This is a genomic window from Emergencia sp. (assembly GCF_048465375.1).
In the GTDB taxonomy this organism is placed as follows: Bacteria; Bacillota; Clostridia; order Peptostreptococcales; family Anaerovoracaceae; genus Senimuribacter.
Genome location: NZ_DBFWLQ010000024.1, coordinates 257,608 through 282,716 on the forward strand (window position 1 = coordinate 257,608; position 25,109 = coordinate 282,716).

Annotated in this window: 23 protein-coding genes and 1 other RNA gene; 22 read left to right on the forward strand and 2 right to left on the reverse strand. The window is 43.4% G+C overall.

The window, feature by feature from the left end; translation table 11 throughout:
• The first annotated feature begins 67 nt into the window (after nucleotides 1-67).
• From rarD to ACMQ5W_RS16395, 12 genes are all read left to right on the forward strand, one after another.
• Complete coding sequence (gene rarD, locus ACMQ5W_RS16340; protein ID WP_419026096.1) at nucleotides 68-988, forward strand: EamA family transporter RarD; 921 nt, start codon at nucleotides 68-70, stop codon at nucleotides 986-988.
• A 15-nt stretch (nucleotides 989-1,003) separates the two neighbouring features.
• Entirely contained in the window at nucleotides 1,004-3,022 is a 2,019-nt protein-coding gene (locus ACMQ5W_RS16345) for an MBL fold metallo-hydrolase (RefSeq protein WP_419026097.1), read from the forward strand.
• Between the two features lie 39 nt (nucleotides 3,023-3,061).
• A complete protein-coding gene (locus tag ACMQ5W_RS16350; RefSeq protein ID WP_419026098.1) occupies nucleotides 3,062-4,417 on the forward strand; it encodes an amidohydrolase family protein in 1,356 nt (451 codons plus the stop codon).
• 436 nt (nucleotides 4,418-4,853) lie between these two features.
• The gene (locus ACMQ5W_RS16355; protein ID WP_419026099.1) at nucleotides 4,854-6,248 is read left to right on the forward strand and encodes a YfcC family protein; all 1,395 of its coding nucleotides are present in this window, start codon (nucleotides 4,854-4,856) and stop codon (nucleotides 6,246-6,248) included.
• A gap of 75 nt (nucleotides 6,249-6,323) precedes the next feature.
• The gene (locus tag ACMQ5W_RS16360; RefSeq protein ID WP_419026100.1) at nucleotides 6,324-7,496 is read left to right on the forward strand and encodes a M20 family metallopeptidase; all 1,173 of its coding nucleotides are present in this window, start codon (nucleotides 6,324-6,326) and stop codon (nucleotides 7,494-7,496) included.
• A 2-nt stretch (nucleotides 7,497-7,498) separates the two neighbouring features.
• Nucleotides 7,499-7,747: a hypothetical protein gene (locus ACMQ5W_RS16365; protein ID WP_419026101.1), complete on the forward strand. Its 249-nt coding sequence runs from the start codon at nucleotides 7,499-7,501 to the stop codon at nucleotides 7,745-7,747.
• A 10-nt stretch (nucleotides 7,748-7,757) separates the two neighbouring features.
• The gene (locus tag ACMQ5W_RS16370) at nucleotides 7,758-8,060 is read left to right on the forward strand and encodes a hypothetical protein (protein ID WP_419026102.1); all 303 of its coding nucleotides are present in this window, start codon (nucleotides 7,758-7,760) and stop codon (nucleotides 8,058-8,060) included.
• Between the two features lie 181 nt (nucleotides 8,061-8,241).
• Nucleotides 8,242-8,970: a polyphosphate polymerase domain-containing protein gene (locus tag ACMQ5W_RS16375; protein ID WP_419026103.1), complete on the forward strand. Its 729-nt coding sequence runs from the start codon at nucleotides 8,242-8,244 to the stop codon at nucleotides 8,968-8,970.
• Nucleotides 8,960-9,640 carry a DUF4956 domain-containing protein gene (locus tag ACMQ5W_RS16380; protein ID WP_148492079.1) on the forward strand — a complete coding sequence of 227 codons (681 nt, stop codon included), beginning with the start codon at nucleotides 8,960-8,962 and terminating at the stop codon, nucleotides 9,638-9,640. The genes ACMQ5W_RS16375 and ACMQ5W_RS16380 overlap by 11 nt, the downstream gene beginning before the upstream one ends.
• Nucleotides 9,641-9,649: 9 nt before the next feature.
• Nucleotides 9,650-11,158: a carbohydrate-binding domain-containing protein gene (locus tag ACMQ5W_RS16385; protein WP_419026104.1), complete on the forward strand. Its 1,509-nt coding sequence runs from the start codon at nucleotides 9,650-9,652 to the stop codon at nucleotides 11,156-11,158.
• Nucleotides 11,159-11,418: 260 nt separating this feature from the next.
• Entirely contained in the window at nucleotides 11,419-13,071 is a 1,653-nt protein-coding gene (locus ACMQ5W_RS16390) for a diguanylate cyclase (RefSeq protein WP_419026105.1), read from the forward strand.
• A 16-nt stretch (nucleotides 13,072-13,087) separates the two neighbouring features.
• Nucleotides 13,088-13,987 (forward strand): alpha/beta hydrolase family protein, encoded by a 900-nt coding sequence (locus ACMQ5W_RS16395; protein WP_419026106.1) that lies wholly within the window; start codon nucleotides 13,088-13,090, stop codon nucleotides 13,985-13,987.
• 53 nt (nucleotides 13,988-14,040) lie between these two features.
• On the opposite strand, the gene ACMQ5W_RS16400 is transcribed toward ACMQ5W_RS16395, so the two are convergent.
• Nucleotides 14,041-15,012 carry a hypothetical protein gene (locus ACMQ5W_RS16400; RefSeq protein ID WP_419026107.1) on the reverse strand — a complete coding sequence of 324 codons (972 nt, stop codon included), beginning with the start codon at nucleotides 15,010-15,012 and terminating at the stop codon, nucleotides 14,041-14,043.
• Nucleotides 15,013-15,155: 143 nt separating this feature from the next.
• Here ACMQ5W_RS16400 and ACMQ5W_RS16405 point away from each other — a divergent pair, with 143 nt between their 5' ends.
• The 10 genes from ACMQ5W_RS16405 to ACMQ5W_RS16450 all read left to right on the forward strand — a co-directional run bounded on the left by ACMQ5W_RS16405 (nucleotide 15,156) and on the right by ACMQ5W_RS16450 (nucleotide 24,449).
• On the forward strand, nucleotides 15,156-15,389 hold the full coding sequence (locus ACMQ5W_RS16405) for a hypothetical protein (RefSeq protein ID WP_148492074.1): 234 nt from the start codon (nucleotides 15,156-15,158) through the stop codon (nucleotides 15,387-15,389).
• Nucleotides 15,390-15,396: 7 nt separating this feature from the next.
• Nucleotides 15,397-16,653 carry a M16 family metallopeptidase gene (locus ACMQ5W_RS16410; RefSeq protein ID WP_419026108.1) on the forward strand — a complete coding sequence of 419 codons (1,257 nt, stop codon included), beginning with the start codon at nucleotides 15,397-15,399 and terminating at the stop codon, nucleotides 16,651-16,653.
• Complete coding sequence (gene dut, locus ACMQ5W_RS16415) at nucleotides 16,650-17,078, forward strand: dUTP diphosphatase (protein WP_419026109.1); 429 nt, start codon at nucleotides 16,650-16,652, stop codon at nucleotides 17,076-17,078. The genes ACMQ5W_RS16410 and dut overlap by 4 nt, the downstream gene beginning before the upstream one ends.
• A gap of 2 nt (nucleotides 17,079-17,080) precedes the next feature.
• Nucleotides 17,081-18,100, forward strand: coding sequence for a deoxyguanosinetriphosphate triphosphohydrolase (locus tag ACMQ5W_RS16420; RefSeq protein ID WP_419026110.1), 1,020 nt, complete (start codon nucleotides 17,081-17,083; stop codon nucleotides 18,098-18,100).
• A gap of 63 nt (nucleotides 18,101-18,163) precedes the next feature.
• Nucleotides 18,164-19,918: a DNA primase gene (gene dnaG / locus ACMQ5W_RS16425; protein WP_419026111.1), complete on the forward strand. Its 1,755-nt coding sequence runs from the start codon at nucleotides 18,164-18,166 to the stop codon at nucleotides 19,916-19,918.
• Nucleotides 19,919-19,973: 55 nt separating this feature from the next.
• Entirely contained in the window at nucleotides 19,974-21,113 is a 1,140-nt protein-coding gene (gene rpoD, locus ACMQ5W_RS16430; protein ID WP_419026481.1) for an RNA polymerase sigma factor RpoD, read from the forward strand.
• A 5-nt stretch (nucleotides 21,114-21,118) separates the two neighbouring features.
• A complete protein-coding gene (locus ACMQ5W_RS16435; protein WP_419026112.1) occupies nucleotides 21,119-21,832 on the forward strand; it encodes a tRNA (adenine(22)-N(1))-methyltransferase in 714 nt (237 codons plus the stop codon).
• Nucleotides 21,829-22,605: a Nif3-like dinuclear metal center hexameric protein gene (locus ACMQ5W_RS16440; RefSeq protein WP_419026113.1), complete on the forward strand. Its 777-nt coding sequence runs from the start codon at nucleotides 21,829-21,831 to the stop codon at nucleotides 22,603-22,605. The genes ACMQ5W_RS16435 and ACMQ5W_RS16440 overlap by 4 nt, the downstream gene beginning before the upstream one ends.
• A gap of 44 nt (nucleotides 22,606-22,649) precedes the next feature.
• Nucleotides 22,650-22,996, forward strand: an RNA gene (rnpB, locus tag ACMQ5W_RS16445) — RNase P RNA component class A.
• Between the two features lie 61 nt (nucleotides 22,997-23,057).
• A complete protein-coding gene (locus tag ACMQ5W_RS16450) occupies nucleotides 23,058-24,449 on the forward strand; it encodes an MATE family efflux transporter (RefSeq protein WP_419026114.1) in 1,392 nt (463 codons plus the stop codon).
• Here ACMQ5W_RS16450 and ACMQ5W_RS16455 read toward each other — a convergent pair whose 3' ends face one another.
• Nucleotides 24,450-24,998, reverse strand: a complete 549-nt coding sequence (locus tag ACMQ5W_RS16455; protein ID WP_419026115.1) for a hypothetical protein — start codon at nucleotides 24,996-24,998, stop codon at nucleotides 24,450-24,452. It lies immediately after the preceding gene.
• Nucleotides 24,999-25,109 lie beyond the last annotated feature (111 nt).

Genomic DNA, 25,109 nt, shown 5'->3' on the forward strand with positions numbered 1-25,109 from the left:
TTTTCTTTTTTTTCAATGATAGAATAAAAGAAGTCTCTTTATTTATAGCACTGCGAGGAGGTGTACCATGGAACGTTTGAATCAGAGTGAAAAAAATACATATCGGATTGGATTGATCAGTGTATTGAGTTGTAATACCTTATGGGGATTTTTACCTATCTATTGGCAGGCATTAAAACCCATTGATTCTACAGTGATTATCTTCTATAGAGTCGTGCTGATGTTTCTCGTCTGCTTTGCAGCCTGTGCCGTTCAATCTGGCGTCAAGGGGCTTTTTAAACCCATGTTCGAATCAAAAAAGAAGACGTTTATTTACGTGGCTGCAGGCGTTGTGATTACCCTGAACTGGAGTCTTTATATCTGGGCGGTCAACGCGGGTTTTGTCATTCAGACCTGTATGGGATACTTCCTGGAGCCGTTGGTAGTCTGCTGCTTTGGGATTATTTTTTATAAAGAAAAAGCAAACAAATGGAAAAAGATTTCCATGGTCTTTGCTTTCTGCGGACTGATGGTCATGATCATCGGATATCGAGAAGTTCCATTTATCGCGTTAGGCCTGGGGCTTTCCTTTGCCATCTATTCGGCCATCAAGAAGAGTGTTTTTCTCAGTCCGATTCATTCTCTCTTATATGAGACGCTGTTTCTGGCACCAATCGCTCTGCTTGTCATCGCATTTATTGAGAAGAGCGGCAATGGGGCGCTGGAAACTGCAGGCGGATTCAAATTTTTCCTTCTCATGTTTGCAGGACTTGCTACGGCGATTCCGATGGGACTCTTTTCTTTTGCGGCTAACAAACTGCCATTGATCACTTTAGGACTCTGCGAATATATCGCACCGTCTATTACACTGATATTAGGGATTTTTCTATTTAAAGAACCTTTTGATGTGATTCAGTTCAGTGCATTTGTGGTCATCTGGATTGGACTTGTTTTCTTCACTTATGGTGAATTTGCAGATATGAAAAATACAGAAATCAAAAATACATAGATCGGGAGGACATCATTGAAAGAGAAAAAGTTGAATTTTTTTAATGTAGCTGTCATGTACGTCGGCACCATCATGGGTGCCGGCTTTGCTTCTGGCAGAGAAGGCTGGCAGTTCTTTGGAATCTTTGGAAACAAAGCTTATGTAGGCATCGCTCTGGCAGGTCTTTTATTCATGGCCCTGGGCATGATGGTAAGCTATATCGCAAGAAGTCTCAAAACCGATGATATGGGTAAGGTGATTGTCTTTAGTGACAATCCCAAGCTTGCCGATGCCGTTGGTTATTTCATGGCTGCAATTCTTTATACCATCATCATCTCCATGTCTGCTGCGGGGGGATCACTCCTACATCAACAGTTCGGCATCAATAAAGCGGTGGGCGGTGCGATGATCGTCGTCCTGGTGATTCTGACTGTTCTGGGCAATTTTGACAGAGTATCAAAGGTATTTAAGCTGATTATTCCGGTGCTGTTTGTTATCGATATCGGCTGCTGTTTTCTTGTCATGCTTTCTGACATTGAGCAGAGCGGGGCGACTTCGGGCTTTCCGCCCAGCGCCATGGCGCCCAACTGGTTCATCGCGGCGGTATTATTCATCTCCTATAACATGCTGGGCATGATTCCGATCATTGCCACTTCCTCCATGCAGTCCAAGGATCAGAGGAACGCTGTTTTCGGTTCTGGCTTAGGCGGTATTTTACTGGCATTCCTCACTCTGGTACTGGTCTTTGCATTGCAGAAAGACATGGCCTATACGCAGAGTATGGATCTTCCCATGCTGGCTTACACTTCCAGGATTTCGAAAGTCGCCAATCTGCTCTTCGGCTTGGTGCTTTTTGCCGCCATTTATTCTGCTGCTACCAGCACTTACTTCGGCTTTTCCACGAAGATCAAAGAGTCCCCGAAGAAAAAGTACATCATCATTATCGGCGCGTGTATCGGCTTTGTTTGCGGACTGACTGGATTTAAGGCCATCGTTGCTTATCTTTATCCTGTTGAAGGCTATATCGGTTTTGTCATCATCATGATGATTACGATTAACTTTTTCAGAGTGCACAAATTGAATAGCAGAGAGAAAAAAGTGAATCACGAAGGAGAAGTTTTTCATGACTTTGACAATTATGATCGTTTTGCTTTTCCGCAGGGCATCATAAGAGTGACTGCAGGAAACGGCGGAGAGGCCCTTTTGGTCTTTGGCAGTGAAAAAACGGTGCTTTATGATTGTGGCATGGCTTATTGCCATGAACAGCTGATTGAGAATATTTCTAAAGCGCTGACAGAGCAGGGCAGAGACCGGCTGGACATCGTCTTGCTGTCTCACACCCATTACGATCACATCGGTGCACTGCCTTATGTCATCGAGAAATGGCCGGATGTCTCAGTCTGCGCGGCAGCTAAGGCGAAGTCTGTTTTTGAGAGCAAGGGGGCAAAAGCTACCATGAAACGATTGGGAGAAGCGGCGAGAGACGAATTTTCGACTTTCAAGGACCCAATCAGCGTAAACAATTTACGAGTTGACCGCATCGTCAAAGATGGCGATCAGATTTCCATCGGGCAGGAATATTTTGCCGTACTGGAGACACCTGGGCATACGTCTTGCTCCATGACTTATGTGCTGGAGCCTGCAGGCATCATGTTCACCTCAGAATCAACCGGCGTATTGCGAGATTCTGAAAGCGTTGAGACTTCTGCATTGAAAAGCCACCAGGATACCATCGATTCCGCAAATAAGTGCAAAGCTTATCATGCAAAGCAGATTGTCTGCCCGCACTTTGGCGTTTTACCTGAGGGTTTTGTCGATACTTACTTTGACCTGTACTTGAAGTCTGCAGAGGAAGAAAAAGAATTTATCTTGGACTATGCTCGCCAGGGATACAGCAACGAGGAAATTTTAGAGGAGTACGAGAAGCAGTTTTGGACGGCAGAACGAAGCAAGTCACAGCCCAAGGCTGCCTTTGAAGAAAATGCAAGACCGATTATCAGGCATTTGGTTGATACTTACGGTCCAGATAATGGAAATGCTATGATAGCAGAGTGATTTGTGGTATGATGGACGAAAACGAATGGAGGTATATAAATGTTAGATTTACTGATCAAAGATGGACAGTATCCTGACTTTGGTGAAGGACAAATGAAACTGGGCAATGTAGGCATCACCGATGGAAAGATTACATATATAGGCCCAGAAACCCCTGAAGCAAAAGAAATCATCAATGCCAGCGGCAGAGTGGTTTCACCCGGCTTCATCGATATCCACATGCATGAAGAAAACTTTGCTGAGGAAGGAGAAAACTACGTCATCGCCCAGATGATGCTGGAAATGGGTGTAACGACGGCGGTCGGCGGAAACTGCGGCATGCAGAACCAGGATCTGTCTTATTTTAAAGAAGTTTTGGAAAGACTGGGTGGCTCACCCGTCAACTATATTATGATGGCGGGATATAATTTTTTTCGCTATGAGCTGGGCATAGGACGCTATGAAACCGCCACGCAGGAACAGCGCGACACCATTAGAAAACGAATTCAGAGAGAGCTAGATGAAGGCGCTTATGGCATTTCCTTTGGCATTGAATACGACCCGGGAATCACGACAGAAGAAGTCCTCTATGCCATCGGCGTAACAGAGGATCCAAATTTGTTAGTCTCAGCCCATTACCGAGAAGACTGCCTGCAGAATATTGATCCAATCCAGGAAATGATCAAAATTGCGGATGAAATTCCAATGAAATTTCAGATTTCCCATCTGTCCAGTTGTTCAGCCATGGGTTTGATGAAGGAATCTCTTGATGCGATTAATGAGGCGATGGACAAGAATCCGAAACTGAATTACGACACTTACCCATACAACGCGTTTTCTACACATATGGGATCTGCAGTCTTTGAGGATGGCTGCATCGAAGGTTGGCACAAGGAATACAGTGATATTCTTTTAACTGACGACCCGTACAAAGACACCCGCTGTACAAAAGAAATCTTCGAAAAGGTCAGAGAAGAATATCCGGATATGCTGGCAGTGGCATTTGTCATGAATGAGGAAGAGATTGCCGCCGCCATCGCCAATGCTCGCGGCATGGTGGCCAGCGATGCGATTATCAATAACGGCAATGGGCATCCAAGAGCAGCAGGAACTTTTCCAAGAGTTCTCGGAAAATATGTGCGAGAAGATAAGGTGCTTCCTCTGGTTGACGCTATCAGAAAGATGACTTTAGAGCCTGCAGAGAGATTGGACCTTGCAAAGAAGGGCAGAATTGAGTTAGGCTGTGATGCAGATCTGACCATTTTCAATCCAGAGACAATCATAGATGGTGCCACTTTCTCAGATTTACATATTCAGCCGGAAGGAATCGACTATGTACTGATAGACGGAAAGCTGGCGCTGAAAGATAAAATTACGATAAATCATAGATTGGGAAGATATATAAGCTATAAATAAGATGCTGATAAAACGCAAAGAAGTGCCTATTGAAAGTGTACTGCATTGCGTTTTTTCTTTGCAACCATAAAAAGGAATGTATAATTATACATACAAACGAATGCGAATTGAAGATTATAAAACGCTTAAAAGGCACGCGATGAGAAGATATATTATTTAAGTAAATATTGGAAAACTAATCATTTTAGATTGTGTAAAGCTAGGGGATTGTTTGGGAATTGTACAAATTATCTGACTGTTTTTGTAGAATTTCAAACTGTATTCTTATTTACTTTTTTGCATAACAGGAGTATAATAAAATCGTTATTTTGATATTTGGTCGAAACCGGTCAAATATAATTAGTTATTTATTATTTTTTCTCACAGGCTCTACAGATAATCTGTCGTACTGTGAGAACGCAGTCCGATCTTTCGGACTAACAAGGAGGTATTATTTATGGAAGAAAAGAAAAAGAAATTTGCGGTACCTCATGTCTATATCCTGTTATTTGCACTGATTGCAATTTGTAGTATCTTGACCTACATCATCCCGGCAGGAACTTATGACATGATGATGGTGGACAAACGCGAAGTTGTCAATGCGTCCACATTTCACAACGTAGCACAGACCCCTGTCACACTGATGCAGTTCCTGACTGCAGTTCCTAGAGGTATGCAGGAATCCGCACAGATTATCTTCTTCATCTTCATCGTCGGTGGAACCATGGCAATCATTCAAGAAACCAAATCCATCGAAGCTGGTATGGGAAGACTGATCAAGGCAATGAAGAACGCTTCAATCTTGATTATTCCGATTGTAATGTTGTTTTTCTCTGTCTGTGGTTCCGTTTTCGGTATGGCAGAAGAGACTATCCCGTTCATTCCAATTTTCGTTTCACTGTGCCTTGCCATGGGATTTGACTCCATAACAGGTGTTGCGTTAGTATTCTGCGGTGCAGGTGCAGGCTTTGCAGGCGCTTTCATGAACCCGTTTACCGTTCAGGTTGCACAGGGTATCGCAGAATTACCTCTGCTATCCGCTATGTGGTTCAGAATCATAATCTACGCATGCTTTGTCGCGTTAGCGATTTTCTTTGTCATGAGATACGCACTGAAAGTTAGGAAAAATCCGCAGCTCTCATCCATGCATGCTTATGACCAGACGAGGGAAGACAGCGTGGACTTAGACGAACTGCCAAATTTCGGTGGAAAAGAGAAGGCGATTCTAATCATATTTGTACTGGCGATCATTCTGCTGGTATTCGGCGTTGTCAAATGGGGATGGTACATGGATGAAATTGCAGCCCTGTTCCTAGGTATGTCCTTTATCGTTGCCATCATCGCAAGAATGGGCTTCAACAACTACGCCAACGTGCTCGGAAAAGGCATGGCTGACATCGCGTCCGGCGCTTTGGTTGTAGGTTTTGCAAGAGGTATCCTGGTCGTCATGACTGACGGACAGATCTTACATACGATTCTTCATGCGGCTGCAGAGGGACTTTCCAAGCTGCCTTCCATGATTTCTGCTGTCGGTATGTACATCTTCCAGTGTCTGCTCAACTTCATCGTTCCATCAGGCTCTGGACAGGCGGCTGTTTCCATTCCAATCATGGCACCGCTGGGTGACCTGGTAGGCGTTACGAGACAGACTGCAACAATCGCGTTCCAGTTAGGCGATGGTATTTCCAACATCTTCACGCCGACTTCAGGATACTTCATGGCTGGACTTGCCATTGCGAAGGTTCCTTGGTCAAAATGGGCAAAATGGATTCTGCCATTGATCGGACTTGAATATTTGCTGGGAGCAATTTTCGTAGTCATTGCACAGGCAATGCAGTTAGGACCATTCTAAACAAAATTAGACGATCACGGAAATGGCATATTCTTTCAATATGCCATTTTCTTTTGAAAGTCAGATGGAGGTATTATGAATTACGACCAAATAAAAGAAATCATTATTTCAGAAATAGAGAGGAACCGAGGCGAACTGACAGCACTCAATGATGATCTGGCAGACCATCCGGAGATTTCCGGAGAAGAATATGAGACATCAAAGAAAATTGTAAAACTGCTGCAAGGCCACGACTATTCTGTAGAATATCCCTTTGCTGGACTGGCTACGGCATTCAAAGGCGTATATGGCAATGATAAGCATAGACATAAGATTGCGATTCTGACAGAGTACGACGCGCTGCCGGAAATCGGACACGCATGCGGACACTGTCTCAGCGGTTCCATCAGCATCTTAGCCGGTCTTGCCACAAAAGATCTGCAGGATGAGCTGGATGCCGATATCCACATCATCGGAACGCCAATTGAAGAAACAGACGGAGCGAAGTGCACCATGGTCAAGCAAGGTGTCTTTGATGGATATGATATGGCAATTATGGTACATCTGTACAATTCCAATATTGTAGCGCCGACGCTGCAAGGATTGGCGTCTTATATGTATCAGTTTCACGGCAAAGCTGCCCATGCGTCTGCAGCTCCCTGGGACGGTGTCAACGCATTTAACGCTGCGCAGCTGATGTTTCATGCTGTAGATATGTTGAGGCAGCACTGCAAGCCGGACGCACAGTTCCATGGAATTATCAGGAATGGCGGAGAAGCGCCGAATATCGTACCGGAGGAAGTGACGGCAGAATTTTATGTCAGAGCGTTGGATAAGCATTATCTGCAGGAACTTGTACAGAAAGTGGACGATTGTGCAAAGGGTGCCGCCATCGCTACACAGACCACCTGGGACAAATATCCGACTGCGGAAGTCTACGACAACCTAAAGAAAAATCCGACAGGCATATCTGCTTTAGAGGAAATCTATGGGGAGCTCGGTATTCCTATCAATGGAGATCCCAACAAGATCTTTGGTTCTTCAGATGCCGGCAATGTCAGCTTTGCCTGCCCGGCATTTCATCCGTGCCTGCAAGTTGTCGATGCAGACACGCCCATTCACACCAGAGGTTTTGCTGATGCAATGAAAAGAGAAAGAGCACATCAAGGACTTGTTACCGGTGCGAAAATAATCGGTTTGCAGATTGCAAAAATCTTCAGTGATGAGGAAAAAATCAGCAAATTGAAAGCAGATTTTGAAAGGAACTAGTTATGTCTTATATCATATTCTTTTTGCCTCCTGTGGCGGCAGTGATCGTACTGCTGATAGCAATTAAAAACGGATTTAACAAGCAAGCCTTTATGGTATCGGCAGGAATTACCATGGTCATCAATATGTTTGCAATGCATAAGTTGACATGGTATGGACTGATCTGTACGCTGACTGTACCTCTCGCAGCAATCTATGTCTTGATCTGTCTATGGCTATCTATCAGAGAACGCCGCGGGGACAAAGAATAGGAGGCTTATAATGGGTATCTTTGGTATCATCATGATTCTAGCTGTCGTACAGCTTTTCGTGGTCGGCTCCATCATTCAAAGGGGAAACGCATCCTTGATTCCCGGCTTTCTGCTGACCAAGGTGACAAATCTTCCCGCGTACTGTCGCATGTTCGGCAATCGTCTGATTTTGCTGGCGCTCATAGGAATCGTCTGTGCAGTCATGTCCTTTACATCGGCGGAATTTAACAGCAGGCCGATTATCATCTTCGGTCTCGGTATCGTGCTGGTCATCGTACTGCTGATTCTAGACCACAAGAAGTTTACAAAATAAAACACACTGTAAAAAAGCTGTTCTCTAAGTTTTATGACCTGGAGGAGAGCTTTTTTATATGCAAAGAAAAATTTACACTGATTTAACACAATCTGTTTATCTTAGTGACAAAGTTGTATCATTCAAATTCCTTTTTTTACCGCTATAATGAATGTGCAGACGATAGAAAGGGGACTTTAAAATGACATATGAAAACAATTTTAAACGATATGAAAAGAAATACTTGATAAATGAAAAGCAATACAGGGATTTGATCGCTTTGATTTACTGCAAACTGGAATATGACAGATATAAGAAATACAAGATCTGCAATATTTACTTCGATACGCCGCAGTTCGACTTGATCCGGGAATCCATAGAAAAGCCGGTTTACAAGGAAAAACTCAGATTGAGAAGTTACGGCACGCCTGATCCGGAGGATTTCGTTTACCTTGAAATCAAGAAGAAGTTTGACGGCATCGTCTATAAGCGGCGGATCTCGCTACCTTATTGTGAGGCTGTGGACTACTGTGTCAACGGGAACCTGCCAGCACAGAGAAATCAGATTACCAACGAAATCGACTGGCTCATGTCAAAATACCAGCTTTATCCCATGTTATACCTCTCTTATGACAGGCTGGCTATGAGGGGAATAGAAGATCCGGGGCTTCGAATCACCTTTGACAGCAACATTCTCTGGCGGGTGAATCAGCTGGACATGACAAAGGGAGATTTCGGTCAGGTGAAAATGCCCGCAGAGCAGTATATCATGGAAATCAAATCTGGCGACGCCATGCCGCTTTGGCTCTCCAGCGCACTGAACCGGTTGGAAATTTATCCGAAATCATTTTCAAAATACGGAACCATCTACAAAGAAGAGCTGTTTCAGAATTTATTATCAGAAGAGGGGGGATTTAGCTGTGTTAGATAGTGTTTTAACAACAGACGCTGGATTGACCAGTGTCACGGCATTACAATTTTTAGAGTGCACGTTGGCCTCAATTGTCCTGGGAATATTTTGTTCGCTCATCTATATGTATCGCAACCGCTATCATAAAAGCTTCGTCGTTACCCTGGCATTGATGCCGCTGATTGTACAGATTGTAATCATGTTGGTCAATGGAAACCTAGGGGCCGGTGTAGCTGTCATGGGTGCCTTTAGCCTGGTCCGATTTCGCTCGATTCCGGGAACCGCAAGGGATATCGGCAGTATTTTCTGCGCTATGGCCCTAGGCCTCGCTACAGGCATGGGTTATCTGGCTGCCGCGCTTGTTTTCCTGACCTGCTTTGCCATTGTCAATATTTTGCTCAACACGACCAAATTTGGAGAAGGCCGTCAGGGAGAGAAGCAACTGAAGATTACCATACCAGAAAACCTGGATTATATGGGAATTTTTGATGACTTATTTGAAAAATACACGAAAGAATATCACTTGACACAGGTGAGAACTACCAACATGGGAAGTCTCTTTGAACTGACATATACCATCAACCTGAAATCTGAACAGGAAGAGAAAAAATTTATTGATGATATCAGGTGTCGCAATGGAAATTTAAAAATCGTATGCGGATTGGATCCAGAAACCAGAGAGATGATATAGGAGCATGTGATGAAGAAAATAAAAGAAATAATGATTGCCGTATTGCTGGTTTGCCTCACCATGACGGGCTTTGTGTCCTGCGGAACATCTGGTGAAAATGTAAAATCAGAAACAGACAGCAGCGATACAATCATATCTGGAAAAATCGACGTAAAGTATACAAGCAGGGATTTAGACGGCTCTTGGGACGACAGCGAAGCGACGAAAGTGAATCTGAGCAATGAATCCTACACTATCAAAGACGCTGGCGTTTACATTTTCTCTGGTACACTGAAAGATGGCCAGATAATCGTAAATGCAGGGGATACGGATAAAGTTCAGATTGTTCTGGATGGAGCGAATATCAAATGTGCGGACGGACCTGCCATCATGATAGAACAGGCTGATAAGGTATTTATCACCTTGGCAGAGGGATCAGAGAACACGGTGTCTGATGGTAAGGCCTATACGTCTGCAGAAGACCAGCCTTGGGGTGCGATTTTCAGCAGAGATAATCTGACGATTAACGGTTCTGGAAAATTGACCGTAGTGGGTAATTACAACAACGGCATCGTTTCAAAGGACGATTTGAAGATTACCGATGGTGTAATCGAAGTAACGGCGAAAAATGATGGTCTGAGGGGGAGAGACAGCGTTAGGATTTACAACGGGAAGATTTCGATCGACGCTGAGGGAGACGGCATCAAGTCCAATAACGATGAAGACGAAGGAAAAGGTTTTGTGTCCATCGACGGCGGTGAAATTACTATCAAAAATGTTTCCAGCCAAGGTATTGATGCGTTCTATGTGGCGCAGGTGAACGGCGGAACAGTGAATATTGACAGCACTAATGAAGGAATCCAAGGAAAAATCGTCTATATTCAGGACGGTATACTGAATATCAGTGTTTCCGACGATTGTCTCAACGCAACCGACAGTACGCAGACTGGTTCTGAAAATGCACAAGATGGAGTAATTCTTGAAATTGCAGGGGGCACATTGAACCTTTCTACCACCGCTGGAGACGGGCTGGATTCTAACGGAGATTTGACCGTCAGCGGCGGTACTACAGTGATACAAGGCTCTGCTGGCGGTGCAGAGGTAAATCTGGATTACAATGGAGATGGTGTGATTACTGGTGGAACTGTTATTGGAGTCGGTAATACACAGATGGCACAGAACTTCGGAGACGATTCCACCCAGGGAGCCATTCTATATGGAGGCAGTAATTACAGTGCCGGCACTACAGTAACATTGTCTGATTCAGATGGTAAAAAGCTATCGTCAATCAAAGCAGAACGCGACTTTTCTTGTGTATTGGTCAGTTCGCCTGACATGAAGAAAGGAGAAATTTATACATTGAAAATCGGCGATGACAGTCAGAGCATAGAATTGTCTGCCATTGTCGTTAGTGAAGGCATTTCAGGAGGTATGGGCGGAGGACCTGGCCGAGGCAAAGTAGATCAGCCCCCTGATAACAGAGAAGGCTCAATGGGTCAGCCTCCTGACATAGGGGGTGGCTCCATCAAAAAACAATAAACAAAACAAAAGGTAGATGCATTCTATAATATAGCAGAGCATCTACTTTTTTGTTGTATGCATATTACAATTGTTTTATTCAAGACGTATTCATGGTATAATGAACGCATCGATCTAACGGCGTTGCCGCAAGGAAGCGTCCATTGAATCATGACGCTCGATTCTATATTTAGTGGAATCGTCATGGTATAATGAACGCATCGACCTAACGGCGTTGCCGCAAGGAGAAGTTCATTTTAAATTAGGCAAGGACTTGGAAAATGAAAATAAAACACACGCTGTATATTCTTCTGCTCATTTTTTCTTTAATTCCGTTATATACCTTTGGCATATTTATGGTCTATGAAAATGATCGGACTGTAGAAAGTATCATGAAGGAAAATTTGGCTGCAATCAGCGGCAGTCAGATTATGAATATAAAGAACTTTTGTGATGGTCGAAAAGAAGCGATGGAAATGGTAGCGCAGTACGATATCGTACGGGATGCCGTAGAGGATAGCCTTGATGGAAAAGGGGAAAGAGCGGCCAATCATGAGTATTTAGAAAATCTGCTGATAAAACGGAAGACATATAACCCGTTTATCGCAAGCATCTCCATTGTAGACAAAAACTTTCACGTGGTTGCATCCAGTGAACCATACGAGAAAGGTCAACGCAGTGACTTGAAACATGCGGATAGAAAATATCTCGGAGGCGACTTTTTTATCGGCGATGCATATGAGCGCAAGACGAGCAAGGGGACAACTCAGATGGTAGCTGCATATGAAGGAATTTTTCAAGATAAAGAACTGATTGGATACGTGATAGAGGAAATCGCCTCCTCTCATTTTGACGAATATCGTTCTAAAACGAATCTCTGGAAAGATGGAACTTACTATATTTTAGACGGTAATGGGAAGATTATTACGGCAGGTACGCCAGAGGAAAAAAGAAAAAAACCGATAACCACGAAAGAACAGCGCAAAAACTATCAGGAAGCCTGGAACGCAGTGGATCATGAAAAAAATCCGTCAGGGGAGATTACATATAGTTATAACGGAACAGAGTATATCACATACTATTCAAATGTAAATGATACCGACTGGACAATTCAAATTACGACCAACCTCAGTTCTCACAGAGCTACATCCAGAGCCTATAAAGGTCTGCTGATTTTAACAATTATTTCTGTATCCTTGCTTCTCATTGTGATTCACTACTTTCTAACTCGACGTTTGACGCGCCCGCTAGAGAGCATCATCGGCACACTGGACAAAGTACAGGAAAAGCAGGACTATTCCCTGCGAATTGAGAGCCACACTGCTGATGAAGTGGGGGCTATGGCGGGAGAAGTCAACAGGCTGCTGAGCTATATAGAACAAGAAAATATTGAAGAGAAGGCCCAGCAGCACAAGCTGGCGAAACTGGCTGCATGTGATCCACTTACAGGTATAAAGAACAAAAAGGCCATTGAACAGGCAATTCTGGATGTAATTCAGAATGCGGCAGATACACAAAAACGGATCACATTAGGATTTGTAGACATAGACGATTTTCGCAACTTTAATTCGAAATACGGACATCAGTTCGGAGACGATGTAATCAGATTTGTTGCTGATACTTTGACGGATATGATTCCTGGTCTGGTGGGAAGATATGGAGGCGATGAGTTTCTCTTCTGTTATGAAGCGATGTGGGATAGAGAGAAAACTGAAGATTTGGCGGGACATCTGCTGCAAAAGCTAAACAAGGGAATTCTCAATGAAGAACTTGACAAATACATTCCCACTCCGTGCAGTATCGGCATCGTGAGCGAAGAAGGCAGCAGCTTAGATTATGTTTTCATGCTGCATAAAGCTGATCAAGCGATGTATCATGCCAAGAATGCGGGGAAAAACACTTTTTTTCTTGCACATTGTGAAGAAAATCATTAAGAAAGAAGTACGGGATATGAGAAAGAGAATAATAGGCGTTTTCCTATTGACGATTCTCTCTTTGACTTGGTTTACCGCTTGCAACGATAGCGGAGGAGAATATAAGGTTATCAAAGAAGACGTCATGATAAAAAACGAAGCAGGGACATACACCAAAGCGCAGGTGATTGCGCCTTCCGACTTTAAAGAAAAGAGTCATCCTTTGATCACGTTGAGCCACGGTTTTCGAGGCAGTATGAATACGGCAGGAGGAGACGTTTTGGCTGAAAATCTGGCAAAAGCAGGTTTTGCAACGATCAGGATGAACTACAGTCATTACAAAGATAAGGCAAAAGGGAAGAAGATAAACCAATATACGGTAGACACCATGATCAGCGATCAGCTTTTATGTATCGATTATATGATCAAAAACTATAATGTAGATAAGGAAAAAATCGGATTGTACGGCAGAAGTCTGGGTGGCAGGGTCGCCATGATTATGGCCAACGAAAACAGAGGTGGTTATGACTATAAGGCTTTGGCTTTGATCGCGCCTGCCGGCAATAAAAATGCTCTGCAATACTACATGGGCGGAGAGAAAACGTGGCAGAAGATGAAAGCCGCTGCAAAAGAGAACGGAAGTGTTCATCACCAGGGAGTTGTTTTGACACCGGAGTTTTTCAAATCCATTGAAGATAATAATCCTTGCGATACAGGCAAAGATTTCCAGCATCCAGTGCTAGTCATCTATAATACTGAAGATTACGTGGTATTGCCGGAGACGAGTTTGGAGTGTGCCAAGACATATGAAGATGTCCAGATTGCAGAAGTAACTTCTAAGAAAAGTCCCCATGGATACGAGATGAGTTTTGAGAAATCCAATCTGAAAGATCAGTTGACCGCAGAGTTGATTCAATTTTTTCAAGTAAATTTATAACACATAGAAAAGCCGGCCTGCATTCACAGGTCGGCTTTTACAATCAATGATGACTATCTTCTTGGCTGGGGTCTCTTTGGTGGAGGACACTCGCATTCACATTCGCATTCTTTGTCGTCTTCGCAGTTCTGTGTATCGCATTCTTTGATTCCTGCAGGAAACAGACTCGGGAAGGTGGTGCAGATGGAGTTTCTCTGCAGCGGCGCTTCTGCATAACCTGTAGACAGAACGCAGAGCTGAACAGGAACGACGATTTTCTTCTCACAAGTCAGGCAGATTGCTACGATCAAATTACCGCAGACATTGCCGTCCGGCTCGATGTTGAGATCTCTTCCAAAATTGTTGGTTGCAAGTCTAGCTTCACAAGCGGAATTGCAGAATTCTGTAAAGCGCGGTAGGAAGGCCGTGTCAATGGTGGAAGGCAGACAGATTTCGAAGAAATTGGTAAGTACCATCGGCTGATCTTTCGTCGCGATGTTGACATTTGCGCAAACTGTGAAGATGACTTCATTGTTGCAGCTGTCGCAGAGAAGCAGATCCAGTTCGATCAACACGTTACCGTGGATGCTGACTGTCTGCGTACCGAAAACCGGCGTACCCATGCATTTTTCATCGCAGTCAGAAGTCTCTGCATACATGATTCTCTCTGAATATGTACCGTCAGCGCCGACTACGCTTAAGTAATTACCCTGCGCATCTTTCAGGAAAGAAGCCCCTGAAATGCTGGTATCTACATCCAAAGTTAAATTCTTTGGATCCTCGACATTTGTTGGATTGAAAAACCTCTTACATCTGATATCTATCACGCGTTTAATTCTGTGTCCGACAGGAATGCAAGGCGTAAATACCTGATCGTTAAATGTTTTCATCCCCTGTAGGTTGAACTTCACAGCATCGAACACCTGCTGCACATAAATTGGCGCAGTGACAATGCTGCTCATGTCTCCGTCGAACTCACACAAATTACTGGCATTACAACAGTTTTGATAGAGGTCCGGTGTTACTCTAGTGCCAAAGCAACTCATAATTTTACCTCCTTGTAGGTTACATAATCTTTCGTGATTAGTATATGAATTAGAGAGTTTTTGTGTTACAATAGAATATTAAAGAAGAAAACAAAAAACTCTATATATTAGTATATGGCGGATCGTGGTGAAAGGATAACAAAATGGACAGAGAAGATGAAAAAAAAGATGAAAAACTTTTAAATGACGAAGAAGAACGTCATGGGGCCAGGCATGCCAGCATGGCAATCATCATCATCGTACTAGCTATTTTTGCCGCAATTGTTTTATTTACCGGAATTCTGGGTAATTTTTTTGGTAAGTGGGCAGAAAATATCGTATTAATTATCATAGCTGTCATCTTGGCAGTTATGTTATATAAATCAAAGAGGAGTTAAAATCATTATGATCATCAATAAAAAATTAAATTCAGGCGTCAGAATGGTGCTGGAACAAATACCTTATGTCCAGTCTGTTGCAATCGGCATCTGGATCAAGGTCGGAGCCGTAGACGAAGATGAAAAATACGCAGGTATTTCACATTTCATCGAGCATATGATGTTTAAAGGGACAGAGTCCAGAAGTGCTAAGAAAATTGCCGAGGACATCGATAAAATTGGCGGACAAATTAATGCGTTCACAGGGAAAGAAGCCACATGCTACTACGTAAAAGCCATTGACAGCAGTTACAAAGAAGCAGCAGACGTTTTGATCGACATGCTGACCAAATCTCTGCTTGATAGACAGGAAATGAATAAAGAACGCCAGGTCATCTGTGAAGAAATCAAAATGACCCAGGACGCGCCTGACGATTTAGTCCATGATACCATCACCTCGATGATATTTAAGGGAAATGATCTAGGCAAGTCTATCATCGGAACACCGACCTCCTTAAAGCGTATCACGCGCAATGTCATGAGCGACTATTTTGCAAAAGAGTATACTAGAGATAACATCGTCATATCCGTTTCAGGAAATTTTGATGTCGATGAAATCTGTGAATATTTTGACGATAAATTCATGGAATTGATGCCGTCAAAAGAGGAGAAAACGGCTGCACGGATGCCTTATGCTCCAGCGTATAAGAGTATTACGAAAGATATCGAGCAGTCCCACATCTGCCTCGCCACAAAGGGCATTCCTTTGGACGATGACAGATACTATGCTTTCTCAATTTTGAACAATATTATGGGAGGAAGCATGAGTTCGAGATTTTTCCAAAATATCAGAGAACAAAAAGGTCTTGCTTATTCCGTTTATTCTATGAGCGGTTCCTTTAGCGACGACGGGTATTACAATATTTACGCAGGTGTCAGCCACGATAAGGTAAAAGATGCCATCTTTGGCATTAGAGAAGAGCTGGCGCTTCTTGAAGAAAAGGGAATCAGTTCAGAAGAATTGGAATCTTCCCGTGCACAGCTGAAGGCGGCTTATGTCTTTGGGCAGGAAAACGTAGCCGGCAGAATGTTTAAAAACGGAAAGAACACCATTCTCACTGGCAAAATCAGCACGCCGGAAGAAGTCGTTAAAGGATTTGACGATGTGACTATGGACGATATTGAAAAGATGAAGAAGCTTATCTGCGATTTCTCCAATTATTCTGCAGTGGTCGTATCCAAACAACATGTAGATTTGAAACGCATTATGAAAGGATCTTTATGAAAATAAGAATAATCAGTAAAAGCGGGATTATCCCAAAATATGAGACCTCCGGTTCAGCAGGGTTCGACTTACCCGCATATCTGGAAGAGCCTATTACGCTGAAACCTGGTGAGAGAAGACTGGTTCCCACGGGAATCTTCATGGAGATTCCACCGGGATATGAAGCACAGGTGAGAGCAAGAAGCGGTCTGGCGATTAAAAATGGTATTGGATTGGTGAACGGCATCGGAACCGTAGACTCTGATTATCGGGGAGAGCTGCTTGTTCCTATGATTAACTGGGGAGAAAAAGATTTTACTATACGAGATGGTGATCGAATTGCCCAGGTGGTTATCAACAAATATGAACAGATTGAGTTTGAACTGACGGAGAGTTTAGACAGTACAGAGAGAGGCACTGGCGGTTTCGGACATACAGGAGTTTAAATATGCTGTATCGAGAAGATTTAGAAAAAAGAGAAGAACTGTTAGCTCCTTTGGCCTGCAGGTCATCGCAGTCTAAAGGCCGAGAAACCTATGAGGAACCCTGCAAATTCAGAACAGAGTTTCAGCGGGACCGGGATCGAATTATTCATTCCAAGGCTTTTCGCCGCCTGATGCATAAGACGCAGGTTTTTTTGGCACCGGAGGGTGACCACTACAGGACCAGGCTGACCCACACTTTGGAAGTCACTCAAGTTGCCAGAACCATAGCCAGAAATCTAGGACTCAATGAGGACCTGACAGAGGCCATCGCTATGGGACACGATTTAGGGCATACCCCCTTCGGTCACAATGGAGAAATGGTACTGAACAGTATTCATCCTGGCGGCTTTAGACACAATGAACAGAGTCTGCGGGTTGTAGAGGTGCTGGAGTCGACACCGAGCAGAAAGGGAATGAACCTGACTTTTGAAGTGAAAGACGGCATTCTCAATCACACAGGCAGTCTGCCTGCGGCTACTTTGGAAGGGCAGATCGTAAAGATCAGTGACAGAATTGCTTATATCAATCACGATATTGACGACGCGATCAGAAGCGGTGTCATTGCGATGTCAGATCTGCCGGAGGAACCCATTGCCTTGTTTGGCAGAGGACATCGGGAACGAATTGACTGCATGGTTTCTAATGTCGTGACTTTCAGTGATGGCAAAGACAGAGTGTCGATGGACGAAGAACACGCGGCACAATTGGATCAGCTGCGCAGTTTTATGTTTTCCAACGTTTACAAGAGCCAGAAGGTGAAGAAAGAAGAGGATTTGACAAAAGTAGAAGAAGTGATCAGTTTCCTCTATGATTTTTTTCTGCATCATCCTGAAAAACTGCCTGAAGATAATTATGAACTGCTCATGCGAGATGGTACTCATGTGGTAGTGAAGGACTATATAGCAGGAATGACAGACAGATATGCTCTAAATCTTTATTCGGAAATATTTCTAAAAAATAAAGGAAAAGCCTTTATTTTGTAGAATAATAAATTATGAGGGAAGTGGAAACCCTAATTTCAAAAACAAAACAATCAGGAGACAATCATGGGCTTTTCTTTTTCGAATCATACAATTGAAAATTTGAAAAACCAGATCAACATTATCGATGTAGTCGGACGGGTTGTCCCACTGAAGAGGGCTGGCAGCAACTATAAAGGTGTATGTCCATTTCATAATGAAAAGACACCTTCTTTTGTTGTCTCGGAACCGAAACAGATTTTTACCTGTTTTGGCTGCGGCGCAACAGGTGATGCCATCGAATTTGTCAAACGATATTACAATCTGGATTTTTCCGAAGCAATTGAGAAGCTGGCGGGAGAATACGGTATTGCTTTAGAGAAAAATACTTTCAACGATAATCGAGAAGTTTATTACAAGGTGAACAAACTGGCCGCCAATTTCTTTTACAAAGCCTTTACCGAAAAAGCCAATAAGGGTTATGCTTATATGAAGCGGCGAGGCATTTCACCTGCCATTCTCAAAAAATTTGGTATCGGTTATGCCGACGCACAGTGGGACAGCCTTTATAAATATCTGCTGTCGCAAGGTGTCGATAAGAAGATCATGGTTGAACTGGGACTGGTTTCTGAGAGTAAAGGCAAATATTACGACAAATTCAGAAATCGCGTCATTTTTCCTATCATCAATACCAGCGGCAAGGTCATCGGTTTTGGCGGCAGGGCTATCGACGCAGAGGATAATCCAAAGTACCTCAATTCTGCAGAAAGCAAGATATTCCAAAAGAAATATAATCTATATGGCCTAAATATTTCCAGGCAGAGCGTGGGAAAAGAGGGGTTCATCATCCTGGTGGAAGGGTATATGGATACCATCGCCCTCTATCAGAGTGGTATTGAAAACGTAGCCGCTTCTCTGGGCACTGCTTTGACAGAAAACCAGGCTAAATTGATTAAACGGTATACAAGAGATGTCATCCTATCCTATGATGCCGACGGCGCAGGCAGAGCTGCCGCCCTCAGAGGATTAGATATCCTGCGCAAAGAGGAGTGCAAGGTGAAAGTGCTGCATGTGACTGACGGCAAGGATCCTGACGAGTACATAAAGAAAAACGGCAAGACCGCATTTCTGAAATTGGTCGAAGATGCTCTTCCTTATGGTGATTACAAGCTGGAATCAGCAAAAGCCGGCTATGACTTGACAAAAGATGAAGATAAGATTGATTATATAAAAAAAGCCACGGACATAATAAGACAACTCGGTCCTGTAGAGCAGGAAATTTATATAAAGAAGTTATCAAAAGATCTGAAGATTGCAGAAGGTGCGATTAGAATGGAACTTTTAGGCAATGATAGTACTGAAAAAGCTTCATTTACCCAGACAAGGGAAGAAAAAGAAGAAATTTCCAGCTCTGAGATTACACCAATTGAAAAGACTTTATTAAAGGTTATGCTGACAGACGAATCATATATCAGCAGAATTGCAGATTTTCCACAAATTTTAGAAAGTGATTTTGCTGTCAGAATATACGAAACTTTGGCAGAGGAATACCGCAGAAATCAATTGATTGATTTAAATAAGATTATGGATGGCTTGACCAGTGAAGGCGCCGCCTGCCTGCAGGAAATCATGGATCATATCATCGTGGGCGGCAACGAAGAACAGGTCTTTGACGATTGTATCAAAACCTGGAAAGACAAAAATTTAGCAAAAGAAGAACAGCGACTGATTAGCTTGTTGTCTATGGCAGACGAGGAAGATAATCAGGAAAGAATAAGAGAACTGACAGATCAGTTAATGAAAGTGCAAAAAGAACGAAAAACCAATAGTAGGGGGATATAGAATGAGCACAGATGGAAAAAAAGAAGTTAACAATTTGAATGAAGCATTTGCCAACATGACTCCTGATCAGATCAAGAAAGAGTTGATTGCACAGCTGACCAAAAAAGCAAAGACGAAGAAGAATGTCTTGACTTATACGGATATGGCTGATTATCTCGATGCTTTTGATTTGGACAAGAACGTCGTTGACGAAATCTATGAATCACTTCTCGCAAAAGATATAGAAATTGCCAGTGAAACAGAACCCGAAGATTTTGCCAGCATTTTGGATGGCGATGACGACGACTTAGATGCAAACGAAGACGACGGCATTGTTGTCACAGAATCCGGTGAAATTGATATCGAGGCAACGCTGCCAAAAGGTATCGCAGTGGACGATCCGGTGAGAATGTATTTAAAAGAAATCGGAAAAGTACCTCTACTAAGCGCAGATGAAGAAATCCTCCTGGCACAGAAGATGGAAGCAGGGGATGAAGAAGCGAAGAAAAAACTTTGTGAAGCGAACCTACGACTGGTTGTCAGCATAGCAAAGAGGTATGTCGGCAGAGGAATGCTATTTTTGGACCTGATTCAAGAAGGAAATCTTGGATTGATCAAAGCTGTCGATAAATTTGACTATAGAAAAGGATATAAGTTCTCCACCTATGCTACTTGGTGGATCAGACAGGCCATCACCAGGTCCATTGCAGACCAGGCGAGAACAATCAGAATTCCTGTGCATATGGTAGAGACGATTAATAAGCTGATTCGTGTTTCCAGACAACTGCTGCAGACTTATGGAAGGGAACCGACCCCGGAAGAAATCGCTAAGGAAATGGGCATCTCTGTCGACAAAGTGAGAGAGATCCAGAAAATCGCCCAGGAGCCTGTATCTTTGGAAACCCCGATCGGAGAAGAGGAAGACAGCCATCTCGGCGACTTTATTCCAGATGATGATGTTCCTGCACCGGCAGAAGCGGCGGCATTTTCAATGTTGAAGGAACAACTTGTGGAAGTGCTGGACACTTTGACCGAGCGTGAACAAAAGGTTTTAAAACTGAGATTTGGCCTGGAGGATGGAAGATCAAGAACACTGGAGGAAGTAGGAAAAGAGTTTGATGTCACCAGGGAGAGAATTAGACAGATTGAAGCGAAAGCACTTCGAAAATTAAGACATCCGAGCAGAAGCAAGAAGCTGAAGGACTATTTGGAGTAATTTTGATGAAGCTTAGTGATAGATTACAATTGATAGCAGATGAAATCAATAAAGGAGAAACCATGGCCGACATTGGTACTGACCATGGTTTTTTGCCGTTATATCTAATGGAAACGGGAAAATGTCCCCATGTAGTGATGGCTGATATCAGTGCGGGTTCCTTGAAAAAGGCGGAAGACAACTGCAAGTCATTACATCCTGAGCGGGAATATGATCTGCGCCTTGGCAACGGCATCGATGTTCTGCAAGACGGAGAAGTAGATGTGGTAGTCCTCGCAGGTATGGGAGGACTGCTGATCGCAGATATTCTGGAATGGAATCTGGCAAAAAGTCGTTCCATCAAGCGGTACATCTTGCAGCCCAGAAATAATGTGGGCAGACTGCGGCATTGGCTTGCTGAAAATGGATTTATCATCACAAAAGAGAGCCTGGTGAGAGAGGGAAAATTCATCTGTGAGATTTTAACAGTGCATAGTGGATTCCCAGAAGGAAAACAACATGAGCCGTATTCTGCTGCCTTCGACTATCCAGAAAGTCTTTTAACTGATCGAAACCATTTGACAGATGAATATCTAGAAAAAAAATTAGCTATAGAAGAGAATATCTGCAAAAATATTGCTGAACACAGCAGGGCTGCAGAAGTTGAAGCTGCCAGCTGCAGAGAACGAATTAACAGATTGAGGTATTTACTGAAGAAACAATTAGGAGATGCAGAATGAAAAAGAAGGAATTGGTAAGCGCAATAGAATCTTTTTGTCCCTCTGCCATTGCAGAAGAATGGGATAACTGCGGTTTTCAGCTTAATTGCGGAAAAGAGGATATTACTTGCGTGCTGGTCTCGTTAGAAGTGACCGATGAAATCATAGACGAAGCCATTGAAGAAGGGGCGAACTTTATCCTCACCCATCACCCGCTTTTATTTCAAGGGATTAAAAAGATAGACAATAATGATATTATCGGAAATTATTTGATTCGCCTGATTGAAAATCAAATTTCCGTTTATGCCTGCCATACCAGCTTCGATAAGATGCCAGGCGGTAACAATGACTATATCGGCAAGCTTCTAGAGCTTTCCAATGTCAGACCTTTTGATCAGGACAATGGATTTTGCAGGAAGGGCAATACACCTTTTGAAACCACATTTCTTGAAGTGGTTCATAAGGCAGCAGAATGCTTTGATATTGACGAAAGGTACTTTAAGTGTGTCGGAGATCCGACTGCTGCCATTGATACCATCGGCTGGTGCAGCGGCGCCGGCAGCGAGTTCATCAAGGCTGCGGCAGAAGAAGGCTGTGACCTCTATATCACAGGTGATCTCAAATATCATGAAGCGCAGATGGCAAAAGAAATGGGTCTCTGCATTCTCGACGCGGGCCATTACGGCAGTGAGAAGATCTTTGCAGAGAACATGGCTGATTTTTTACGGGCGGCTTGTAACGATGACGATATCGAAATTTTAGAATCAATGACCGATATCAATCCATTTATATAAAACAGTAGATTTTTCGTTTTAAATATGATAAAATTATATAGTTATGGGTAAGCCAGACAATCGCGTGCAGTGATGCATGAGGAAAGTCCGGGCTCCACAGGGCAGGGATGCCGGATAACGTCCGGCGTAGGTAACTATAGGGAAAGTGCAACAGAAACATTCCGCCGAAACGGGTAATGCCGTGGTAAGGTTGAAATGGTGAGGTAAGAGCTCACCGGCGTCATGGAGACATGGCGGCCGTGTAAACCCCATCCGGAGCAAGGCCAAAATGGGCACAAAAGGTGGCTGCCCGTCACCGCCCGAGAGGTAGGCCGCACGAGCGTGCAGTGATGTTACGCCTTAGATAGATGATTGTCAAATACAGAACCCGGCTTATAGGCTTGCCCATAACATAAAATTTCCATATAAATAATAAAGTATCTATAGAATTAAGAAGGAAGTGAGGTTTGCGGATGACAACAGAAATTGACGATAAAGATAAAAATAACAAATTAGAGAATGACAACGAAGCAGATAAAATGGGGACAGCCCCGGTCGGCAAACTCCTCGCATCTATGGCTTGGCCGGCGATTTTATCTATGACCATCAATGCGCTTTACAACGTGGTGGACAGCATGTTTGTCGCCATGGTCAGTCAGAAAGCTTTGACATCAGTATCTCTGGTGCTGCCGATTCAGCTTTTGATGATTTCTCTGGCGATCGGAAGCGGTGTCGGTGTAAACTCGCTGATATCCCGCAGGCTTGGTGCCAAACGTTTTGAAGAAGCGGATAAAGCGGCTGGAACCAGTATCAGAATCGGACTCTTTAACTTTATTATCTTCGCCTGTGTAGGCATCTTCCTAGCAAAACCGTTTATGAACTTATATACTGATGACCAGGAGATCTTTGATGGCGGCGTGACTTATCTGCAAATCATCACGATCTTTTGTTTTTTCAGCATGGTAGAGGTACAGTTGGAAAAAGTGCTGCAGGCCACTGGCAACATGATTGCACCGATGCTCATCAGTCTCAGCGGCGCTGTGACAAACCTGATCTTAGACCCGATCTTGATTTTCGGTCTGCTGGGCGTACCAAAGCTTGGCATTGCCGGAGCTGCCATCGCAACAGTCACTGGTCAGGCAGTAGCGCTATGCGTAGCTGTATTCATGGTCTTTAAAAAAGAACATGACGTAAAAATACAATTAAAAGGCTTTAAAATGGACTGGAGAGTCGTAAGAGACATCTATGGTGTCGGACTTCCCTCTATCATCATGCAGTCCATCGGCTCCGTCATGCTGTTAGGTTATAATGCAATTTTAGCAGCTTCTCCTACGGCAGTAGCTGTTTTGGGCGTATATTTTAAATTGCAGTCCTTTATATTCATGCCTGTGTTCGGCCTCAACCAAGGGGCTATGCCGATCATGGGTTACAATTTCGGGGCAAAGAATAGAAAGCGATTGATGCTGGTCTACAAGAATGCTCTTATCACCGCGATTGTAATTATGACGATTGGAACAATTTTATTCCAGGCGTTTCCAGGAGCGTTCCTGAAGATGTTCAGTGCCGACGCTGAGATGATGAAAATGGGTATCCCGGCCTTAAGACTGATCAGTATCTGTTTCATTCCAGCTGCTTTTGGAATTATGACCTCGACCCTGTTTCAAGGAACGGGGCATGGTGTATATAGTTTAATGGGATCGTTAATCAGACAGCTTGTCGGTATCCTGCCGCTTGCATACATCATCTATCATATGGCTGGGATTACGGCATCCTGGGCATCGTTCCCATTGGCAGAAATTATTGGACTCATCTATTCAGCAGTGATGCTGAAGGTACTATATCAAAAAGAAATAAAGACCTTGTAATTACTTATCAAGGTCTCTCTCTGCAAGAATTCTGTACTCCGAATCTTGCTTTACAAGATCATAGATCAGCGGATCTCTGATCAAATGTTTCCAACATGTATAGGTTGCTTTTATGAAATTGGGGTCAAGGGGAAACTCTTCCTCGATGAGTGGACATTGATAGGGAAGTTCTATGTCATTCCACACGAGGGACAATACCTCGTTTTCATCAATATGAGGAGTCAAAGGAAAGGTTCTGCATTGCATGGGCCTTTTTTCTCTAGGACAGATTGGCGGCGTCTTACAGCGAACGAAGTAAACTTTGCCTTTCCAGGATTCAGGAAAATCAAAGTCTTCCGCCTTTTCACTGCTCCAGTGGAGCCAGCTCTCGTCGCGATGATGAACCTTATCTTCTCCTGGAAGCAAATAGATTCCTAGAGTTTCATCATCATTGCCGCAGTCGCAGCAGGCCGCGTTGCAGAGAGTTCCACAGTCAAAGGAGAGAGGAGATACCAAGTCCAATAGTCTGTAAATTGCCAGATAGGTGCTTTTTCTGATCGTACTTTTCATAAATATTGTCGATTCCTTTCTTTATGACATATATAGCAGATGTCGAGAATTTCACTCTGCTTTAAATTATACAATAAAAAGCAAATATATAGTGAAAAATCTTATAAATAG

Excerpts from the sequence above, each read along its gene's own strand:
- rarD (WP_419026096.1), top strand. The coding sequence starts at position 68 with ATGGAACGTTTGAATCAGAGTGAAAAAAATACATATCGGATTGGATTG.
- ACMQ5W_RS16350 (WP_419026098.1), top strand. The coding sequence starts at position 3,062 with ATGTTAGATTTACTGATCAAAGATGGACAGTATCCTGACTTTGGTGAA.
- ACMQ5W_RS16355 (WP_419026099.1), top strand. The coding sequence starts at position 4,854 with ATGGAAGAAAAGAAAAAGAAATTTGCGGTACCTCATGTCTATATCCTG.
- ACMQ5W_RS16360 (WP_419026100.1), top strand. The coding sequence starts at position 6,324 with ATGAATTACGACCAAATAAAAGAAATCATTATTTCAGAAATAGAGAGG.
- ACMQ5W_RS16365 (WP_419026101.1), top strand. The coding sequence starts at position 7,499 with ATGTCTTATATCATATTCTTTTTGCCTCCTGTGGCGGCAGTGATCGTA.
- ACMQ5W_RS16370 (WP_419026102.1), top strand. The coding sequence starts at position 7,758 with ATGGGTATCTTTGGTATCATCATGATTCTAGCTGTCGTACAGCTTTTC.
- ACMQ5W_RS16375 (WP_419026103.1), top strand. The coding sequence starts at position 8,242 with ATGACATATGAAAACAATTTTAAACGATATGAAAAGAAATACTTGATA.
- ACMQ5W_RS16385 (WP_419026104.1), top strand. The coding sequence starts at position 9,650 with ATGAAGAAAATAAAAGAAATAATGATTGCCGTATTGCTGGTTTGCCTC.
- ACMQ5W_RS16390 (WP_419026105.1), top strand. The coding sequence starts at position 11,419 with ATGAAAATAAAACACACGCTGTATATTCTTCTGCTCATTTTTTCTTTA.
- ACMQ5W_RS16395 (WP_419026106.1), top strand. The coding sequence starts at position 13,088 with ATGAGAAAGAGAATAATAGGCGTTTTCCTATTGACGATTCTCTCTTTG.
- ACMQ5W_RS16400 (WP_419026107.1), bottom strand. The coding sequence starts at position 15,012 with ATGAGTTGCTTTGGCACTAGAGTAACACCGGACCTCTATCAAAACTGT.
- ACMQ5W_RS16405 (WP_148492074.1), top strand. The coding sequence starts at position 15,156 with ATGGACAGAGAAGATGAAAAAAAAGATGAAAAACTTTTAAATGACGAA.
- ACMQ5W_RS16410 (WP_419026108.1), top strand. The coding sequence starts at position 15,397 with ATGATCATCAATAAAAAATTAAATTCAGGCGTCAGAATGGTGCTGGAA.
- dut (WP_419026109.1), top strand. The coding sequence starts at position 16,650 with ATGAAAATAAGAATAATCAGTAAAAGCGGGATTATCCCAAAATATGAG.
- ACMQ5W_RS16420 (WP_419026110.1), top strand. The coding sequence starts at position 17,081 with ATGCTGTATCGAGAAGATTTAGAAAAAAGAGAAGAACTGTTAGCTCCT.
- dnaG (WP_419026111.1), top strand. The coding sequence starts at position 18,164 with ATGGGCTTTTCTTTTTCGAATCATACAATTGAAAATTTGAAAAACCAG.
- rpoD (WP_419026481.1), top strand. The coding sequence starts at position 19,974 with ATGACTCCTGATCAGATCAAGAAAGAGTTGATTGCACAGCTGACCAAA.
- ACMQ5W_RS16435 (WP_419026112.1), top strand. The coding sequence starts at position 21,119 with ATGAAGCTTAGTGATAGATTACAATTGATAGCAGATGAAATCAATAAA.
- ACMQ5W_RS16440 (WP_419026113.1), top strand. The coding sequence starts at position 21,829 with ATGAAAAAGAAGGAATTGGTAAGCGCAATAGAATCTTTTTGTCCCTCT.
- ACMQ5W_RS16450 (WP_419026114.1), top strand. The coding sequence starts at position 23,058 with ATGACAACAGAAATTGACGATAAAGATAAAAATAACAAATTAGAGAAT.
- ACMQ5W_RS16455 (WP_419026115.1), bottom strand. The coding sequence starts at position 24,998 with ATGAAAAGTACGATCAGAAAAAGCACCTATCTGGCAATTTACAGACTA.